Annotated in this window: 26 protein-coding genes; 12 read left to right on the top strand and 14 right to left on the bottom strand. The window is 47.3% G+C overall.

All coding sequences use genetic code 11. The features are described from left to right. The first annotated feature begins 35 nt into the window (after window positions 1–35). Complete coding sequence (locus CVV44_04030) at window positions 36–395, top strand: hypothetical protein (GenBank protein PKL40785.1); 360 nt, start codon at window positions 36–38, stop codon at window positions 393–395. A 20-nt stretch (window positions 396–415) separates the two neighbouring features. Here the strand turns inward: CVV44_04030 and CVV44_04025 are convergent, their stop codons facing one another. The 14 genes from CVV44_04025 to CVV44_03960 form a co-directional block, all read right to left on the bottom strand. Beyond that, complete coding sequence (locus tag CVV44_04025) at window positions 416–802, bottom strand: hypothetical protein (GenBank protein ID PKL40784.1); 387 nt, start codon at window positions 800–802, stop codon at window positions 416–418. A gap of 65 nt (window positions 803–867) precedes the next feature. Beyond that, a complete protein-coding gene (locus CVV44_04020) occupies window positions 868–984 on the bottom strand; it encodes a CopG family transcriptional regulator (protein ID PKL40914.1) in 117 nt (38 codons plus the stop codon). A 58-nt stretch (window positions 985–1,042) separates the two neighbouring features. Beyond that, complete coding sequence (locus tag CVV44_04015; GenBank protein ID PKL40783.1) at window positions 1,043–1,354, bottom strand: hypothetical protein; 312 nt, start codon at window positions 1,352–1,354, stop codon at window positions 1,043–1,045. Window positions 1,355–1,405: 51 nt separating this feature from the next. Then, window positions 1,406–1,846 (bottom strand): DNA repair protein RadC, encoded by a 441-nt coding sequence (locus CVV44_04010; GenBank protein ID PKL40782.1) that lies wholly within the window; start codon window positions 1,844–1,846, stop codon window positions 1,406–1,408. A gap of 105 nt (window positions 1,847–1,951) precedes the next feature. Then, window positions 1,952–2,824 (bottom strand): hypothetical protein, encoded by an 873-nt coding sequence (locus CVV44_04005; protein PKL40781.1) that lies wholly within the window; start codon window positions 2,822–2,824, stop codon window positions 1,952–1,954. Next, window positions 2,797–3,018: a hypothetical protein gene (locus CVV44_04000; GenBank protein PKL40780.1), complete on the bottom strand. Its 222-nt coding sequence runs from the start codon at window positions 3,016–3,018 to the stop codon at window positions 2,797–2,799. Before CVV44_04000 ends, CVV44_04005 begins: the two co-directional genes overlap by 28 nt. A gap of 59 nt (window positions 3,019–3,077) precedes the next feature. Next, entirely contained in the window at window positions 3,078–3,338 is a 261-nt protein-coding gene (locus CVV44_03995) for a hypothetical protein (GenBank protein ID PKL40779.1), read from the bottom strand. A 107-nt stretch (window positions 3,339–3,445) separates the two neighbouring features. After that, window positions 3,446–3,685, bottom strand: a complete 240-nt coding sequence (locus tag CVV44_03990) for a hypothetical protein (GenBank protein PKL40778.1) — start codon at window positions 3,683–3,685, stop codon at window positions 3,446–3,448. Window positions 3,686–3,715: 30 nt separating this feature from the next. After that, the gene (locus CVV44_03985) at window positions 3,716–6,232 is read right to left on the bottom strand and encodes a hypothetical protein (protein ID PKL40777.1); all 2,517 of its coding nucleotides are present in this window, start codon (window positions 6,230–6,232) and stop codon (window positions 3,716–3,718) included. Then, window positions 6,232–7,665 (bottom strand): hypothetical protein, encoded by a 1,434-nt coding sequence (locus CVV44_03980; protein PKL40776.1) that lies wholly within the window; start codon window positions 7,663–7,665, stop codon window positions 6,232–6,234. The genes CVV44_03985 and CVV44_03980 overlap by 1 nt, the downstream gene beginning before the upstream one ends. A gap of 277 nt (window positions 7,666–7,942) precedes the next feature. Beyond that, window positions 7,943–8,203 carry a hypothetical protein gene (locus CVV44_03975; protein ID PKL40775.1) on the bottom strand — a complete coding sequence of 87 codons (261 nt, stop codon included), beginning with the start codon at window positions 8,201–8,203 and terminating at the stop codon, window positions 7,943–7,945. A gap of 476 nt (window positions 8,204–8,679) precedes the next feature. Next, entirely contained in the window at window positions 8,680–8,970 is a 291-nt protein-coding gene (locus CVV44_03970) for a hypothetical protein (protein PKL40774.1), read from the bottom strand. Window positions 8,971–9,027: 57 nt separating this feature from the next. Further along, window positions 9,028–9,264 carry a hypothetical protein gene (locus CVV44_03965; protein PKL40773.1) on the bottom strand — a complete coding sequence of 79 codons (237 nt, stop codon included), beginning with the start codon at window positions 9,262–9,264 and terminating at the stop codon, window positions 9,028–9,030. A gap of 46 nt (window positions 9,265–9,310) precedes the next feature. Continuing rightward, window positions 9,311–9,598 (bottom strand): hypothetical protein, encoded by a 288-nt coding sequence (locus tag CVV44_03960; protein PKL40772.1) that lies wholly within the window; start codon window positions 9,596–9,598, stop codon window positions 9,311–9,313. A gap of 123 nt (window positions 9,599–9,721) precedes the next feature. Here CVV44_03960 and CVV44_03955 point away from each other — a divergent pair, with 123 nt between their 5' ends. From CVV44_03955 to CVV44_03905, 11 genes are all read left to right on the top strand, one after another. Next, complete coding sequence (locus tag CVV44_03955) at window positions 9,722–9,916, top strand: hypothetical protein (protein PKL40771.1); 195 nt, start codon at window positions 9,722–9,724, stop codon at window positions 9,914–9,916. A 910-nt stretch (window positions 9,917–10,826) separates the two neighbouring features. Then, complete coding sequence (locus CVV44_03950; GenBank protein PKL40770.1) at window positions 10,827–11,171, top strand: hypothetical protein; 345 nt, start codon at window positions 10,827–10,829, stop codon at window positions 11,169–11,171. Beyond that, window positions 11,168–11,914: a hypothetical protein gene (locus tag CVV44_03945; protein ID PKL40769.1), complete on the top strand. Its 747-nt coding sequence runs from the start codon at window positions 11,168–11,170 to the stop codon at window positions 11,912–11,914. Before CVV44_03950 ends, CVV44_03945 begins: the two co-directional genes overlap by 4 nt. A gap of 7 nt (window positions 11,915–11,921) precedes the next feature. Next, window positions 11,922–13,934: a hypothetical protein gene (locus CVV44_03940; protein PKL40768.1), complete on the top strand. Its 2,013-nt coding sequence runs from the start codon at window positions 11,922–11,924 to the stop codon at window positions 13,932–13,934. An 82-nt stretch (window positions 13,935–14,016) separates the two neighbouring features. After that, entirely contained in the window at window positions 14,017–14,280 is a 264-nt protein-coding gene (locus CVV44_03935) for a hypothetical protein (GenBank protein ID PKL40767.1), read from the top strand. 3 nt (window positions 14,281–14,283) lie between these two features. After that, on the top strand, window positions 14,284–15,987 hold the full coding sequence (locus tag CVV44_03930) for a hypothetical protein (GenBank protein ID PKL40766.1): 1,704 nt from the start codon (window positions 14,284–14,286) through the stop codon (window positions 15,985–15,987). Next, the gene (locus CVV44_03925) at window positions 15,984–16,409 is read left to right on the top strand and encodes a hypothetical protein (protein ID PKL40765.1); all 426 of its coding nucleotides are present in this window, start codon (window positions 15,984–15,986) and stop codon (window positions 16,407–16,409) included. Before CVV44_03930 ends, CVV44_03925 begins: the two co-directional genes overlap by 4 nt. Window positions 16,410–16,412: 3 nt before the next feature. Further along, on the top strand, window positions 16,413–16,643 hold the full coding sequence (locus CVV44_03920) for a hypothetical protein (protein PKL40764.1): 231 nt from the start codon (window positions 16,413–16,415) through the stop codon (window positions 16,641–16,643). Window positions 16,644–16,652: 9 nt separating this feature from the next. Beyond that, window positions 16,653–16,967 carry a hypothetical protein gene (locus CVV44_03915; GenBank protein PKL40763.1) on the top strand — a complete coding sequence of 105 codons (315 nt, stop codon included), beginning with the start codon at window positions 16,653–16,655 and terminating at the stop codon, window positions 16,965–16,967. A gap of 20 nt (window positions 16,968–16,987) precedes the next feature. Beyond that, entirely contained in the window at window positions 16,988–17,224 is a 237-nt protein-coding gene (locus CVV44_03910) for a hypothetical protein (protein ID PKL40762.1), read from the top strand. A gap of 23 nt (window positions 17,225–17,247) precedes the next feature. Continuing rightward, the gene (locus tag CVV44_03905; GenBank protein PKL40761.1) at window positions 17,248–17,790 is read left to right on the top strand and encodes a hypothetical protein; all 543 of its coding nucleotides are present in this window, start codon (window positions 17,248–17,250) and stop codon (window positions 17,788–17,790) included. The last annotated feature ends 56 nt before the right edge of the window (window positions 17,791–17,846 follow it).

The raw sequence follows: 17,846 nt of genomic DNA, 5'->3' as shown, positions 1-17,846 counted from the left end.
ATATGTTTATTTAATTGGTATATTTTTATTTTTATATGGTTGACTGTCCGACGTTATATGCAATTGGTTTTTGCATGGGAGCGAGAAAGAACGGGAAAGATGTTCATTACGGAAAGGCCCTCCAGGAGTTGAGAAAACAGGCCGGATTGAACCAGAAAGATGTCGCTGGTAAAACAGGCGTCACCCAGGCGACAGTGTCGATATGGGAAAGCTCACCTCAACCGCCCTTTGACGGGATAATTCAATACCTTGATGCTCTCGGTCTCGATCTCACCGATCTGTTCGGGCAGGCGCATCTCTCCCAGGAAGAACAGGAGCTACTGCGATTATATAGCAAGGCCCCGGAGGGGGTCCGCCGGGGCGTCATGGAGATTTTGAGAGGGTGGAGGAAATAGGGCTTGATTATTTGACAAATTTAATTCATTAGCTCATCTACTAAAATTTCATCAAAAACATCTTCGTTGACTTCATGTGCCCCCCTTTCCGGGTGTATCCATATACCATCTTTATAAAAAATTGATGTTTGACCGATTCTTATTTCGAAAACTTCTGGAGATGTAATCTGTCTTATCCAGATAGTTTTTCCCAATGCCTTAACGCCAAAATCAATTAAATCGAGATCGTGTTTGCATTTTTCATTCTTGACTGATATACTTATAAGCCCTTGCTGTTCTAATGGTTTCAACCATTCGAGGGCCTTGTTAATAAATCTATTCGCAATGGCTCGTTTTTCACTTTCAATATTTTTGAGCTTTTCGTAGTCTTCTTTATTGTCTTTTATAAATCTGATTAAATTGAGCATTTTAGTTTTCTCCTCTTGATTTATTTATTAAATAAAGAGCATGCACTTTTAAAATGTCAAGATCATTATTTCTTTTTCTTCTCAGCCTCATACCTGACAATCTTGTCTTTCAGCACCGTCTCGATATAGTTCGTCAGGCTCCGGTTTTCGCTGTCGGCGATCTCCTGGAGCCTGGCCTTCATCTCCTCGGAGCACCGCAGATATAATCGGCCTTCTTTTCTGCTGTCGCTTTTATTGGTTTCATTCTTCGTCTTCGCCATGGTCTCCTCCTGGTAATAGTTTCACCTGGTGGATCACCCTGGAAAAATCGAGTGCCGTCTCCCTGGTCATATCGCGCCCGATCGGTTTCCCGTGGGGATCGATCAGCGTGTCCCCGTAGATTGTGAAGCCTGGCAACCGATCCAGCAGCCTATTTGCCACCACGTACCGCGCAACGTTCAGAGCTGCGTCTTTAATTTTCTGTATCGCCTTGCTGTCCTCTGCTCCGATCCGGTCAAGGCGTTTTATGCTGTTGATTATCTCATTGTCTTTGGTATCTCGTATTTTATTCATGGCCTCCTCCTTTTTTGGGTTTAAGCCCCCGCCGGAGCGGGGGCCGGTGTTCTACAGAAAGGCTTCTTGTCTCATCGAGTAAAAGCCCTCGCTGCTGATGATTATATGATCGAGAAGCGGAATTCCAAGAAGCATCCCGGCTTCGTTGATCCTCTTTGTAGCGTTAATATCTTCCATGCTGGGTTTCAGGTGCCCTGATGGGTGATTGTGGACCATGATCACGGCGCTGGCATTAGAGAGAAGGGCACATTTAAAGACTTCTCTCGGATGAACGATTGTTTCAGATATCGTTCCGCGAGATACAAGCGCCCAGCTTTGAAGCTCATTTTTGTTGTTAATATAAAGGGCAACCATGTTTTCTTGAGCTTCGTCGCCAATTTTATCTTTCAGAAAATTGAAGACCGCTTCAGGAGAGCCCATTTTGTATTCACGGACTCTTTCTCCTGTCTTGTATTTGAGAGTAACTTCGCGGATGATTTTGAACTGTTTCATGCTTTTCTCCTGCGTTTTAGAACCGCCGTTCGTTATCTTATGTTTATAATGTACGTACAAATGGCGCACTTGTCAACAACTTTTTTTCTGAAATTTAAAAAAATATCAATTCTGGAAAACTTTTATTTTCATCCCCTCGCCTATACTGGAAGGGTCCGCGCCATAAAGATTTAATTTTTTCCTGGTTGACTCTTTGATCCAGTAGTGAGTGTTTCCATTTTTGCAAATCTTAATTTTAAAATACTTATTCTCGGCCGTCGTGTCCGGCTCGAATCGGTTAAACTGCTGCATGATTGTTTCTTTTGGCAGCGTCTCCCCGTTAAGAATGTAACATAGTTTTTCAAGATCGTCTGTAATGGACGGCCCCCTTCTCCAGTACTCAAATACACGGGAATAATCGTAAGTCGTTATAATGAAATGCTTGTCGATCCCGTTATTATTCCGCTTCTTTTCAGCCCGGCCCCTGAACCCGTTGCCAGTATAATAATGACTGTCGGTGATCCGCTCGAATACTGACCGCATCATTTCGCGGACATTATTGTAAATGATGTCTTTCAGGCTGCCCAGATATCCCTCGGCGTTTTCAACCGTGAACACTGGGAAGTTAAACCGGTCGATATCCTCCATCATTTTCTCGTAGTCCGTACAAAGCATGTATTTTTGCAGCTCGAAAAGTTTGATCAGATACAGCCAGCAGGTCCGGTCAACGTGCTTTTCCTCTCGATTCTTATCATAGTTGTCGAAGCGATTTTCGAGCCTCAACGGGGAATATCCATCCAGCTTTTTATACCCCTCGTCTATGGCGTTATTGAGTTTTTGCAGGTCTCCGATCTGTCGCAGCAGCTCGACTTTGATTTGGAATATATCGCTTACAGTGTGTCGTTTTACAAGTTCCATTATGTTCTCCCGAGATAAGCCCGCCGGATATTCCGGCGGGCGGCTGATGGTGATCAATAATTCATCGCTTCCTCGGCCCATATTGAAATTGACCGCTCGAAACCATTACATATAGTTTTAAATTCAATGTCTCCCTCGCTGGGGTCTTGTAAAAGCTCTTTCGCTTCTTCTTTTTTCATCCCAAAACGCTTTGCAATATTGAGTGCTTGCGAAAGAGTAATTTTTGCTTCCGGAAAACCGTCTGTTTGCGTGTAGTAATCATATTTCATTTTCATAACCCGATCCCCCTTATTATATTTTTTCTGAGTGGGGGGCCTTGCGGCCCCCCTTTTTCTCAGGCAAAGTCCCACCCGATCGGAGGAGCTATTTGATTCAGCTCCCTGGGATCAGTGATTAACTTGATCCCGTTCTCTCTCAGCTCGTCGGCTGAAAAGTAACCGAACTCATCCTCAAAACCATGGACGAACCCGAAATAGATGTTTCCATCTTCTTTCTCGAATCCGTACCATTCCCAGTTGGTACGACCGAAGTCGATGGCCCATGCTACGCATGTGTAAACTTGGCCTTTGGGTGATTTGTATTGAGGGTGTTTCATGTAAGCCTCCTGCGTTTTAAACCCGCCGGTTGTTAATTTGTTATATTATGAATGTACGTCATTTGTACGTACATGTCAAGCATTTTTTTTCAAAAAATTAAATTTTTTTACTCTTTCGCATCTACCCGCACCACGAGCCCCCGATGATCTCTGTCAAAACGTATACATAGCGCCTTATACCCGTAAGCCGCGCCATCAATATATATCCAGTCAATTGATTGAGTGGCTCCTGTGTGCCGCGAAGATATCGACGAGCCTTTTACTGGATACCACTGTCCTGTCTTGCGATCGAATAGTTCATCACCTTCACCGAGTCGCCACGGTCTTTTTCGTACAATCTGTTTCATGTCTTCCTCCTGTTACATTTCCGCTCATTATTAAAACGGTATTTCTTCCTGCAATTTTTCGTCGCTCGGAGTATCGTCAATGTCTGACAATATCTCCACGTACCGGTCCATATTCCCCTTAATCTCCTTGATTCGTCGTGTCCGCCTGGCTTCCTCAAAAAACTTGATTTTCCCCATGGCCTTGCGGCCTTCTTCGTCACACCATGATTTATATTGATCATAAAATTCCTTTCTGCTGATCCGGTCGCTTTTGTAGCTATCGAGGAATTCCTCATAAAACCACTGCGACACGCTCGACGACTCCATGAGCCACTTGTCACGCTCTCGCTTGATCCAGTCCGGCATTACAAATCGATAATTATTTTTCCTGAAAAGTTCCCATCCTCTCAGGGCCATGCCGATAATAGCCGGGCGCTCATCGAAGGTTTGCCCCACCGCGTCGCCGCTCTCAAAGTCTTTCGGCTCTTTCCCGCAAATTTTGTCCAGCAGATACACGTCCGGGTTTTTGATTTCCCGATCAAATGGCACATATACAAATCGCCGGGCAAGTCCTTCAGCACCGCCAGATATTTTAAAATTGTGATTGGATAGAAAAAACATCGCCACGGATATTTTTACTCCATGCACCGGCGTCATGTGCTTGCGCTCGACCGTGATCCCTTTATTCCCTGAGTTGTTTTTTATAAACGCGTCTGGCAGCTTCAGGTTGCTCTCCACGTCATCGTCCACGAACACTTTTGCACCCCACAAATCAGACGTTGCAAAGCGATTGCCGATCATATCCGAGGTCGGTCGCTTCACGAAAAACTGCTGCCCTATGAGCTGTTCGAGGATATCAATAAAAAACGATTTCCCGGCCCTCTGTGCTCCATACAATGCGAAAAAGTACGGCTCTTTTTTTATCGGGTTGATAGCGTAAGCAATTATCTGGCTGAAAAAATCAATGGTGAGTTGCAATTGCTCCTCGTAGTCCGACCGCCTCCGGTCCTCGGGCGGGATGAGTTCCCGCAGATAAAAATGGAATGCCGGTGCCGTTTCCGACAGTGGGGCACCTTCGTAGGCCTCGGGATGAAAATCAAAATCAAGACAATGCACCGGGTATAATCGCCGGAAAAAATCTTCATTGTCCTGGGCACGTTCATGGAATTTCACACCGGTTTTTTTGATCTCAACAGCCCCGTTCATAAAATGGATATATGGCATGATGGCCGATTCCTTGAACGGATTTCTCCCCGAATAACCGGTGGAATAAAATTCGAGGTGAGACGCGGTATTTTTCAGGAATGTATGCACCGCCTTGGCGTTGTTCTGGAGGAATTTCACAATCTTTTTCTGTTCCATCCACCACAGAATATCTGTCTTAATATTAGTCTGCATCACCTCGCGCCAGCAATGCGCGTCCGCCTTGTACTCCCAAAACAGACCGTCTATGTGTTCGAGGTTTCGGTCCTCGTAGCGATCCGCGACGAACTGCCGGAATGCGTCGTATGGCTCCCAGGGCATTTCCTCGAATAGTCGCGGGCAGGTCTCTACATACGCGGCCAACTCCTCCGGCGACATGCTCTCGGCAGCGTCGGCGATGTCCCAGCCGTCCCCCGGGCGGTCCCGCACATCCATAATCTGAGCGTGTGGCAGAGCTTCCCGGATTGAGAGTGCGGCCTTTATTCCTGGCTGCTCTACGTCAGGGAGAGGCAGGCCCGTCTCTTTGTCTATTTGTGTGTCATGATCCGGCCATATCGCTACCGGGTAATCAGCCAGGGGTGAAAAGTCGGATAGATGAACCTTATTCGTGCCGCCGACCCACGAGACGACGATCCAGCCGGGGACCATCACCTGTGCGCATTTCTCGCCCTCGACGATGAGGAAGCGCGCCCCGGTTTTTTTCTTCATCGCCCCGAACTCGTCTATCTTGTACAACGGCAATTTCCCAGGTAGCGGAGGCAGAGCGTTTTTCCATTTTCCCGTTGTTGTGAAATAGAACGGCACCACGTTTTTTTCGATGTATTCCCGGCCTTCTGCATCAACCTGTTTCCGCTCGAAACGCGCCCCCACAAATGCCCAGTCGCCCGCCATAGTCTTGTATGTATATCCGGCGGTGAATTCCCCGTACTTCTCCCTGAAAAAGTCGTTTTCCAGGGTACGGACAAGGCTCTCGCGTTCGGCCTCCGGGATCGGTATTTGTGCCGGTGGCTTTTCTTTTTTGACGCCCTTACGGTCCGCCTGCTGTTCCCGCTCGATCTTTTGCCGCTTCTCCTGGGAGGGTGTAGTGCCGCCGGTATCGCTGATGATCTTTTCAGCCGCCTCTTTTTTTGTGACTCCGTGGATGGCAACCAATAGGTCAATTATGTCTCCTCCGTCTTTAGTAGCGTGGTCGAAATACTGCCCTTCGGCGGATATATGAAACGACCCGACTTTCTTGTCGCGGCGTGTGGGATTTAGCGTCCAATACTCGGACCCGTCCCAGTGCGCACCAGGCGCGGCGAAATACTGCTCAATGAGTGAGCGGGATACGCGGCGGCGCGCTTCGTTAAAAATGTCGGGTGTCATTAAATGTTTGCTACCATGGGAAACTTTATATTTTCGAGAATAATTGCCATTGGTTCAATTACTGCCGCAGCAAGATTTACTGGTACCGCATTGCCTATCATTTTGACCTGGTATTTTTTGGATATATTCAGACCAGCATGATCAAAATATCCCTCCGGAAACCCGGTAATCTTTGCCAATTCATCAGGCGTGAGAAATCTCATTTTTATATCAAAATCAAAGCCGGATACCAGTGCGTATTTATTCGCTGTCATGATTGTATTGAGTGGTTTATCCAGACTCTGATTCTGTGTCTCAGGCCGCCCCGAGCTGTTAAAATATGCAGAGATAAACTGGAATTTCTCACATGTAATGAGCTGTTTAGTTTGTCTGGTCATCTGCGTTTTGAGTGGTTCACAGGTTCCCTGAGTCCTTCCACCCCAGATATGATCTGTTATAAATTGTTTCTTCTCCACAGAGATTAAAGCATGATGATCTATAGTGGTTATAGTATGCAATGGTCCATTAACTTCAAAAACATGATCCCCTCCGCTATAATACTTCATCATAAAATGTTTCTTCTCAATATTCACCAAGGCAAACCGGTCTTTTGTTGTCACCGAATGGCAGGGCTCATTGACGCTTTGATTCTGAGATTCAGGGTTGCATGATGAATTATAGTATTTCATCAAAAAGCACATATCGGGATAAAACCTTTTTATTCCCCCGGCTATCCGTCGCAGTGTATTTTCTGACAAGGGCTTCTTTCTCCCGAATATAGATCGGCCATGGTTATCCAGATCGATGCACTCTTTCACCGGCCGCCATTTCTGAAGACCGAAAAGATTATTCCCCTCTGGATGATGAGTCGCCTCTTTCCAGTTGATCGGTACATCCCGCGTGAATATAATAAATAACCGTTCCCGCCTGGTATGACACCCGAAGTCTGCAGCATTCAATATTCTCCAGTCCACATTTATATATCCCAACTCCTTGACAGCCTTTATCCATCGGGAAAAATCCTCGCCCTTTTGTCTGCTCACCGGTTTTCCTTTTTCATTGAGTGGGCCCCAGGCGAGGAACTCCCGCACATTTTCAATGATGATGACCGACGGGCGGCAATGCTTGATATAGCGGGGCAATTCCCAGGCCAGCGTGCGACTGTCGGCATCTCTGGGTTGTCCACCCTTGGCATTGGAATAATTTGTGCATTCCAGACTCGCCCATAAAATATCTACCGGGTCCAGTTCTTTCTCATTCTGCTGTCTGATATCAGCCTGATAATGTATTGTCTCTGGATGATTCTTTTCGTGTGTCTTGATTGATATCTCATCATGGTTCAACGCCCATAATACGCGGATACCTGGAACAGATAATGCTCCTGTGGTGACGCCTCCACCTCCAGCGAACAGATCGCCGAATGTCACATAGTTATTATTAAATTGATGATTCACTTCTTGCTTCTCCTCTTCTCAGCTACCGGGCAGGCTGTAGAGGCACATAAATCTGTGCACTCCTGACAATATTCTTTTGTGTATTCCCCTTCCCTGAAAACCAACCCGCCGGCACACTCATATCTCCTGGAATACGACTTGCATGTATCCGGACCGCGATCATCTCTATCGTATCCAGCGTTACACAAATATACTTTCTCGCCACGGATATTCCGCTCAATCACCCAACTACAGAAGCACTCTGACATGATGCAATCAAGATTCAAGGCCCCCTCCCTCACTTCTCTATCTTCCTCAAACTCTCGTCACTCACCGGCCCCGCCTCTCCATAGAGAAAATCAATGTATTTATTCAACGCGATATCCGTAAAAGTCTGCTCATCCATATCGAAATCAATACATGCCTTTTTCAGTAGCTTTTTCGTTGTCTGGCTGATTCGCGTATTGTGTTGCACCTTGCCGGTGTTCTCCGTGTTATTCGATTCGTCTAACGTTGTCGGCACGGACGATTCCGTCTGTTTGTTCTTCTCGTTCGGCATGATCTACTCCGTTTTTTCCGCCCCTATGCTCCAGCCACATTCCTCGTTTCCCGGTCCAAGATATCCAGGCAGGCAATCACCACAGAACCCCTGACACGGCATGAGATCGCCCACGCGGCACGCACATTCCCCAGGGACATATAGGCCGTCGAATTTGTTATCAGTGAGATATTTTTCGATGACGGAAAGGACATTAAGGTCGCTCATATTATCCTGCCCTCCTGGTTATTTTATGAGTTAATACGCAATGCGGATGCGTACTGTTGGGCGAAATGCCCTATCTTTATAGTGTGCAATCACTACATCCATAATTTATATATTTACAATCGTGATTCGGTAGTGATCTCGCGCAGTAACCATCCTCGGCATCAAATAGTTTGCATGCAGTTTCTTTTGATTTACACATCCATCTGTTTTTACAAAGATTGCATGTTTTTTTAATGGTTATGATTTTATTTGTCTTTGGTGTTCTAAATTTAAAAGTTTCCACAATTTCCCCCTGCTAATATTGAGCAAATCGCCCAACACATTTTAACCGGCGCTGCGCTCAATCGGAAATACCGACTGCGGTTAAAATTGACTGTTAAGCGGTCATTGGCCCCACTTGATTCCCATTCTCTTTGCACAATCGGGACAATACCACTTATCACCACCGGTACGCACCCATCCTTTTCTTTTGAAATATTGAGTTGGGCTTTTAATATCTGCAAAATCTTCAAACCCTTGAGGACATATTCCTGGTCCCCAATTCTCACAAAATATAGCATATTGTATGCTTTTATTCATTCCCATAACGTCCCCCAATAAGGCCAACGCCGCTTAACCTAACCTCTAGGGCCACCTTTAATAATGTCTTTTCCCCACTGTATCCAAAGGTCGCAAAATGGCATTCCTATACACAAAGAATGCCACTCTCGTGTAAACCCTATTAACATCTGTGGTTTTATATCGACTTCAATCCTCAATCCATTTATGTCAATAATATCAATCAATTTGTGTTCCCATGGATTTACGAAAGAGCAAATTGTAAATAAAACTATTAGCCCCAGTAAAATTTTCATAAACTCCTCCTCAATACCAGTATCTGTTAAGGAAACACCGGGCAGACTATATTCTATCAATTGCCTTTCGCACATAATCGACAATATCACTTCCGTCACTTTTTCCTGTTGTAAAATTATACGTCATTTCTTCCAGATTAGCCGCCATGTTCAACCTTTCGGCAATCCACTTGGCATCTTCTGGATTGCTACAGAAACATATTGCATTACCTGTCGGTGAAGGACGAACTTTCAGTCGCTCATCTCTGTCGGCTTTTTCTTTCTCCTCTTTTGTCCACCCTGAATATCGGCGTTGATCTACAAAATATCCTTGCTGCCATGTGTTTATGTTCATAAATCCCCCCCCTCGTTCATGTCTCCGATAAATATTTTTACTTGACAAAAACCGGTTTTTTATTTACAATCTCCTTAATTAGCCGTCAGAAGGCACGAAACTCTACCCAAAAGGAGAATTGCCATGCCTAAAAATTATTCTGACGATGATCTTAAAACCCTCATCAACAACCTCGAACTTACTCTTAATTCACTATCAAATCCTTTGCTCGATGAGCGTGCCTCTTTAAACATTGCTGAAATTGAGAGAGGTCAACATATACAAGAAAAGCTCGAAGCTGCAAAGTCTGAATTACAAAAACGTGAAACAAAGAAATAATTACGGGAGGGCTTGTCCCTCCCCTGTTTCATCTAACGTGCGCAACCATATAACGCCCCGTTTGTAAGATTCAATCATTTTTTTTTCCCGGCCAAAAAAAGTTGACGAGTTGCTATTAATCTGGCCCATCGTGCCACGATCCGCACGCCCGACCTCACCGCATAACCGCCCGCATCCGCCGCATAACCGCCTCGCCCGGGCCCCGTTTTCCCGCCTCTCAAAACTACAGGTCTGCGACAGGTCTATTACAGGTCTCCTCCAGGTTTCCAAAAAACCGAGTGGCATTCTTGTTTTCAAACTATGCCGGTACTTTGCCACTTTTTGCCGTTTCTCAACATTCCCTATCTTTTGTATATTTCAGTGTTTCCTTAAGCACCAACCACGAGCACCCGCTCAGTGGCATAGTTTACCCCCAAATCGGCAAAGTACCGGCATAGTTTAAACCCCTACTTTGCCACTCGAAAATCCGATTACAGGCGTTTATTGCAACATATGGTATCAACTTCTCAAAAAGTGGCAGAGTGGCAGAGTTTTTTTCAACTTATGGCAGGATTTCAAGATTGTTGCTAGCATGATAGCCGATTTCCATGTTTTGAAAAACTGGAACAAAAGTAGCTTAAACTTTGCCACTTTGCCATTCTTCTTTATTATGTCGAAAAGTCCTGTAATCAGTTTTTTCTCAGTTTTTTAATTTTTCGCACAACTTTTGTTATATTTCTGTCCCTCCCTGCCGCTGTCGCGCCTCAATTCAAAAGGTACTGTCCAACTTCCGACCGCCCGGTGGGGTGCTACTCGAGCCCGCGCCCCTTCGACTCACATTTTTCGACATGGTCAACCGGCCCTCTCCCATCCTTGATGATTTTTACATCATCGCATAACAGTTGACATTTTTTTGTTGACAAAGGACGTTATGCGAAAGTATATTTCCGAGCGAGAAGAAGAGACGAGAAGACGAAAAATGATTAAGCGAATTGATTATCAATTTTTATGCGTGCCCCCGGATGATATTGACGATGACGGGCGGTTCGTGTACGATTTTGGACAGCGGACAACGGCGGAGCTGGTGCAGATCATCATGTTCTATGATACACAGTTGAGGCTGAAAGACAGGCGGGTGAAATCGCTGGAGGCAAGACTGAGGAGTGACAGCGGGGACGTTATTGCAAGAGAGGAGAGGCGGGAACAGACTGGAGAAATGACAGAGGCGACCGGGCCCGGAGGAATACCGTTGGAGAAAGCGGGGTTCGGGACATGAAGCTCATCTCACAACTCGAAGCTGCAGAACTGAAAGGAGTATCGCGGCAGAATATCCATAAACTATCCCGCCGCGTGTGGGAATTTTTCGCCGTGGATCAGGACGGCGACAACATGATAGACATCGAACATCCTCACTGGCTGCTATATATGGAGGGCAAAAAGCCGGAGAAACCGCCGAAGCCGAAAAAGGAGCGACCGCCACAGGCTGAGAAAGCACCGAAAAAAGCGGTGAACGCGACACAGCCAGGGATCGAAAAGGTGCCGGTGAGCGAGGATAAACGGCACACAGGGCAGAGCCAGGGGAAGAAAACGACGGGTCCGGCGGAGAAAAAAGGGGGGCCGGGCAAGGCGGCGGGAGCACGGAAACCCGCCGGAAAACGAGTAAAGAAGATCGTTGAGATCAGCCCAGATGAGGGAGTGGATGTCGGCGAGGAATTGTCCTACTATAAACCGACCTCGCTCAAAGAATTGAAGACGTATACCGAGGTGCAGCTCAAAGCAATTGAGATGCAGGAGAAACTCGGGAATCTTGTCCGTCGAGATATCATCGAATCACGCCTCCGTGAAATGGGGCAATCAATACAGATGTTCGTTGATCTTGGCCGTCGGACGAGTACACGAATTTGCCAGAAGGTCGAGCGAGTGGGCATGGAAAAAGAAATAGAGAAAATAATCAACGAAGAAGTGAAAAAGCTCGTTCAGGATTTTAAAAATCAAACCTCAAAAAAAATAGGGGGCTGATTGTATCATGACACGCCCCCTTCTCTCCCCTGCTTTATTTCTCACCATTGACACGTTAGACGATATGGAAATGTACCTTGACGGTCTGATTTCGGCATTCCCGGAGGAGAACGTCAGCGAGTCGGTTAGCGAGTGGGCGGAACGCAAAAGGACGCTTTCCGGGGGGCTTGCGGCTATTCCGGGGCGATACGATTATGACAATGCGCCATATTTGCGAGAGATTGCCGACTGTCTTTCGGTCCTCTCACCGGTCCAGGAAGTATATGTCATGAAAGCAACGCAGGTCGGCTTTACGGTCGGCGTGTATGAGAATCATATCGGGTATTGTATTGAATACAGTATCGGTCCCCTCCTCTATATTTCCGGTGACCAGGCCATGGCCGAGGAACAAATGGAAAAGAGAGTAGACGAGATGATCTACTCGGCAGGATTGCAGGAGAAAATCAGGGCGAACATCACAAAGAAAAAAGGGAAGAGTACCGGGGACCGGATGGACTCGAAGTCCTACGGCGGCACGTTTATGAGAGCCGTCGGACCGAACTCGGAGAGCAAACTCAGATCGTTTCCGAACCGCTGTCTCCATGAGGACGAAATCGATATTTATCCGCAGAACATAGTCAAGGGTGGGACGAGTACTGGAAACCCGCTCGAAAAAGCGGAACGCCGGACGGATTCATACGGGAATCTGAGAAAGATTTGTGGCGGGTCAACGCCAAAGCAAAAAAGCACCTCTCAAATTGAACCGAAATGCGAGGAAGGGGATAAGCGGTATTATAATTTCACCTGCCCCGATTGCGGGATACAACAGCCGTTAGTATGGGCTCAATTAAAATGGGATAAGAATCAGGAAGGCAAGCCGGATATACAGTACCGGATAATTAACGGCGTGGAGACCATCGAGAAGAATCCGGTTTATTATGAGTGCGTGAATTGCGGGCGGAAAATTCTCGAGCATGAGAAACGGGAATTACTCCTCGAAAAAGGGCGTGGAGGGACTGCAGAATGGATACCAACGAAGAAGCCCTCCCGGCCATTCGTGCGGTCGTATCATATTAACGCCCTGTATGGGTTTCGGTCGTGGATTGACATCGTGCTGCAATGGGAAAAAGTGAAAGACGATCCCCTACTCCTCCCGGATTTCATCAATGATGTTCTCGGCGAGACATGGCAGGAGCGTATCGACGCGCCGGACATTCACGAGCTGCGGAAAAATGCAGAGGGATGGGAGCGTGGCTATATCAGCGACCGCGTGATCTTTCTTACGCTGGCCGCAGACGTTCAGGGGGACCGGATTGAAGCGGGCCTCGTTGGATGGGGACGCAATAAAGAGTCGTGGTTCATTGATTACTGGAATATACCGGGATCACCTCATCTCGTTGAGGATCAATGCTGGAAAAAACTTGAAGAGATTGTCACGGCAACATACCGCCGGGCGGATAACGTTGAAATGAACGTACAGATCGCCTTTGTTGATTCTCAATATCATAAAGACCAGGTATATAATTTTTGCGATCAATTTGATTACCACCAGGAATCAATTGCCGGCGTGTATCCGGTATTGGCGCGGGAGGCAATTGACGCCGGGAAGACTACAAAGATCATGAAGAGCGACATTAAAACGCCGGTCGTGGGCCTGTCGGACCAGAAATTGAAATTCGCGTTATACGGAACGCTGCGAAAAACACCATACGCGGAGGGATACCCTTACGGCTATATGCACTTTCCTAGAAAAGGCGATCAGGCATTTGGAGAGGAATTTTATAAACAGCTCACCTCTGAGGAAATTTTCATTGAGACGAAAAAGAACGGCAAACAGCGTATTACAATTGAGAACCGAAAACAGCGAAGGAACGAGGTTTTCGACGTTGCAAAATACAATATTGCGGCCTATCAATTCGCGTTTGACCGCTATTTTGAGATTGAAAACGAGAAGCGAAAAGCGCAGAAACTTGTCGAGATTCAACCGGACAACGACGTTTTTATCAACGAGCAGGAGGCCGCTCTCTTATATGCCGCATAACCGCATAACATTTTTTTTATTTCTCATAATCTTTCTGTTGACATATATCGTCTAACGTGTATTATACGCCCAAAGGTGCGACATGTCAAAACTAAATCCTTCAGCGTTGGCAAAAGCTCATACTCTCGAAGAGATAGACGAGAAGATTGCGAAATATACCGCGATGGTCGAGAATGCCACAGAGATAAAACTCTATGATCTTTCCGACTCGCAGACCCGACAGAGAGTTGAGAGTCAAGACGCAGACAAGGCGGCCGATATTCTCAATTCGTGGTATGAAGCCAGAACAATTAAAACCGGGCAGACGACGGCGAAGTTATACGGTGGAAAATTTTACAGGGGATAATATATGCAAATGCCTAAAATCCAAAACCCTTTAAAAAGCGTGTCCGGGTTCCGCCAGCGGCGCACCGAGGCGAAAGCCATGCGCCTCGAACTCCAGCGGCAAGAGCTGACCTTGAAAAAGGAAGCCCTCCGAATGCAATCTCGCCTTGCCGAATCCCTCCTCTCGCTGGCGGAACCTCCTCGCGCGCTGTCTCCTGAATTATATAGCAGCGTAGAAAAATCTATCTATTCCAATTCCGGCGCATCGAATAATACCGGATGGTGGGGTACCGATAATACGATCCTCCGCAAGGCCTCCCGAATAGCATACTGGGAGAGCCCTACGGGACGGGCAATTATAGACCGGCTTGTGGATACAGTGGTAGGAGCAAAGCTCGATCTTCAATCAATGCCCTCCTGGGATTTGCTCGACAGTCCAAAATTTGCAGACGATGAGGCAAAAAAGAAGTGGCAGACGCTCACTGAGGCGCGTTTCCGCAACTGGGCGAAACAGCCCTATGTCGATTACCGCAACGAACGCAATTTTTACAAACTCACTCGGACGCTGTTTTTCTATCTCTTGAAAGATGGTGAATATTTTGCGGTCCTCCGTTATGCCGGGACGTTGAATAAAAATCCGCTCCGAATACAAATAATCCCGCCCGAAAACGTGCGCAGCGGGAGCATCCCAGCTGCCGCAGGGAATCGCCTGATTAACGGAATTGAATATGACGCGAGAGATGAGGCGGTCGCGTATCATATATATAACGATATCACAAACTCGACCGAACGCATCCTCAAAACCGGGCCGAAATCAGGCCGCACTTTTGTGATCCACAAATATCTCGGCGATAACGAACGGCACCGCCGGGGAATTCCAATACTCTCTCGCTCAATGCCGGAAATGACGAAGCTTGCAGATTACCAGGTGCTCGAACTCCAGGCTGCGATTATTAACGCCATATTTGCTGTGTGGGTTAAGCCCCCGAAAGACACCGACGGCAAACCGACAATCCCGCGCGGAGTGCAAAAAAAGAGCACATCTGAGGTCGTGCGGACACAAACGACCGACTGGAAATCAAAGATTGAGACCGTCGATATGGAGCACGGAGGCTTGATTGTTGACGAGATTCCCGCCGGGCACGAGATCGAGTCGTTTGACACGAAACGGCCAACTGCCGGGTTCGGCGCGTTTTGCTCTGAAGTGAAAAAGAGCATCGCCTCGTCTCTCAATACACCATTGTCGGCTGTTGAATACAATTTTAACCAGTCGTATACGGGGGCCAGGGGCGAGCTGCTCCTTTTCTGGAATGCGGTTGAGCGTTTTCGTATGGATCACGGGTGGGATTTTTGCGATGTGGTGTATAAAATGTGGCTATGGGGCGAAATCGATCGGGAAAAGATTACCGCGCCGGGCTGGGAATACGAGGAAGAGCGCAACGCGTGGGCGAATGCTTCCTGGATCGGCAACCAGAGGCCGGACATCGACCCGCTGCGCAGTGTAAAAGCGCACGTCGAGGAGCAGCTCCACGCATATAAAACCGGCCAGCAGATCGCAGCAGAACGCGGCGGTGGCGACTATGACGAGAACTTGCGCAGGACTGCGCTTGAACTGAAAGAGCTTGCCGCAGCGGTCGAGGTGTACATGGCCGCGTCAAAGGGCGGCGGCATGGCGAACGGACAGAAAACCGGCGCAACAACAGTGACGGACGGAGGACAGGCGGCATGATTAAGACCGATTCGGGACCGATGAAAATCACTTCTCCGTTCGGAGTTCGTGGCGGTGTGCCACATAAGGGGGTTGACATCCGTTCATGGGACGATGCCTTCAGATACCGTCTTGACGCAGTTCTCCCAGAGGATGCTATATATTTGCGCTCAGTGCATCAAGAGAAATGGGGGTGGACTCATGTTTTCACACCGGTGAAATCGGGTGGTGAAATTAAGTTTACCCACATAACGCCCGTTGAGTTCGTCCAGGGTGATATATACGACGAGGGGACTGTGGTCGGACAATCGACGCGAACGGAATACATGATCGAAAAGGGATATGGAGAACACCTACATTTTGAGAGATGGAAATATCATACTCCATATAATCCGTTAAAGTACTTTGATGAACTCGGGAAAAAATATGAAGTTGTGGGGTAAAACATGGCAAAGAAAAAGAAAACAAAAAAAGAACTGATCGCAGAGAACGAATGGCTCATGAGCTTGCCATGGCTGCCACGTACTGTCATAGGAACAGTCAAATATAAAGGCAAAGAACTTCTGATCGGGATAATTGTAATAATTCTGGGTCTGTGGTTTTTGACCTCTTTCGGGTATATTGGCAAGCATGTGACGATCAAGCCCGGCGTCAATATTCAATATAATAAACAGTGAGGCGGCAATGTGGATCAATCAGTTTTTCAAACACTACTGGCTGCGCTTAATGGATTTGCTGTTGATAATGCTCGGTATGTATACCTTGTTGCTGTTCTTGTAGTCGCCATCGTGCGTCAGGTAATGAAGATGTTCTCCGGGTGGCTCGAACGACTTAGCCGAGAACAGGAGTCGGTCAAGCGCGAGTTTGACGAACTCAGGGACTACACCCTCGGCGAGCTCAGAGCAATGAACGAACTGCGAGCCGATATCGAGGAGCGCCGATTTGAAAAGATGCAGGAATTGCGTGATAGACTCACGAAAATTGAGAGCAAAATAAACTAACGGGGCCGGAGAGATATGAGATGGGAATCCTTAATTCGAATCAGATTTTTGCTTTTTTTAAAAATTGCTTTCTTTGGCTTTTTGGTAACCGTCGGTCGTTTGTGGACAATAAAACACTTGAATACTACGGAGAGAAGACCGGCGAGGCTCTTGTCGGCGGGTATCGAGAGAGCGGGCGTACCGACGTTGAGCGGCTCTCCAGCTTCGAGGTGGGACTTGGCCGGGCATTGAAACGACTGACAAAAAAGCAAAAATAATGAGACATAAACAGGAGGACAACATGAAGCGAAAGAGCGACAAATTGAGCGACAAATTGAGAATTAAAGGCAAATATACATTTGAGTGCTTTGATAAAGACGGCCGCCTGAAATGGCGGGAGGATACCGACAATCTTGTCGTGACCGTGGGCCGAAACGCCCTGCTGGACGCGGCTCTTGCTGGATCATCATACACCGCAGCGGCATACATGGGCCTGATAAGCTCAGTCGATTGGTCGGCAATTGCGGCTGGCGATGCCATGGGGAGTCATTCTGGCTGGAAAGAGGCAGGCCCGACGAACGCGCCGAACTATACTGGAGACCGAAAGACCTGTGCATGGGCTGCAGCTGCATCGGGCGCGAAAGCGTTGTCGGCCTCTCTGTCTTTTGCTCCGAATGAATCGGGAACGCTGAAAGGCGGCTTTATCGTTTTCGGGACCGGGGCCAGCGCGACGAAAGACAGTACCGGCGGCGTACTGTTATCGGCGGTTGCGTTCACAGAAGGGGATCGTTCGGTTGTGTCAGGCGACACGATAAATGTGAGTTATACGTTAACGCTATCGTAGGATGGAACCATGGTTCCAGGATGGGGAATTATCGATTACTCTTTGGCCGGTGAGTT

The organism is Spirochaetae bacterium HGW-Spirochaetae-1 (genome assembly GCA_002839375.1).
GTDB lineage: Bacteria > Spirochaetota > UBA4802 > UBA4802 > UBA5550 > PGXY01.
The sequence above is the reverse complement of the archived record's forward strand: the minus strand, read 5'-3'. Positions and strand labels throughout refer to the sequence as shown.